Annotated in this window: 1 protein-coding gene; it reads right to left on the bottom strand. The window is 52.5% G+C overall.

Translation table 11 applies throughout. The annotated features are described in order from the left end of the window. Positions 1–39: 39 nt before the first annotated feature. A partial coding sequence (locus ACT3TJ_RS18005; protein ID WP_444666137.1) for an IS3 family transposase occupies positions 40–676 on the bottom strand: 637 nt, incomplete at its 5' end.

Genomic DNA, 676 nt, shown 5'->3' with positions numbered 1-676 from the left:
TGAACCGCCCCGGTTATTCCGGAGACCGGTTTGTTTGAGTCAGGCAGCTTCACCCGACTCCTCCAATTGACGATAATACGTCTTTTCTCGTTCTGCTGGTGGAACGTTTCCTATGGGTTCCAGCAGTCGGCGATTGTTAAACCAGTCAACCCATTCCAGCGTGGCATACTCAACGACATCTCGCCCTTTCCATGGTCCACGATGGTGAATCACCTCCGTTTTGAACAAGCCGATGATGGTCTCGGCCAGCGCATTGTCGTAGGAGTCACCGGTGGTGCCAACTGAGGCATCGATACCTTCATCAGCCATACGCTCTGTGTAGCGGATCGAGAGATATTGGCTTCCTCTATCACTATGGTGGATTAACCCTTGCCTGTATTTTCGTGCCCACAGCGCTTGCTCCAGAGCGTCCAGTACCAATCCCGTTTTCATCGACGTTGCTACGCGCCAACCCACGATACAGCGTGCATAAACATCGATAACGAACGCAACGTAAACGAAGCCAGACCAGGTAGCGACATACGTAAAATCGGCCACCCAAAGCTGATTAGGACACATGGCTGTAAAGTCACGTTTCACTAAATCAGGTGCTCGTTTCTGGTCGGGATCACTAATCGTCGTGAAGGGACGTTGGCCTCGCACCACGCCGCGAATTCCCATGCGTCGCATGAGTCGT

The sequence above is a fragment of the Halomonas sp. AOP30-A1-24 genome (assembly GCF_052378165.1).
GTDB classification, from domain to species: domain Bacteria; phylum Pseudomonadota; class Gammaproteobacteria; order Pseudomonadales; family Halomonadaceae; genus Vreelandella; species Vreelandella citrativorans.
This window is presented reverse-complemented; position numbering and strand designations above follow the sequence as displayed.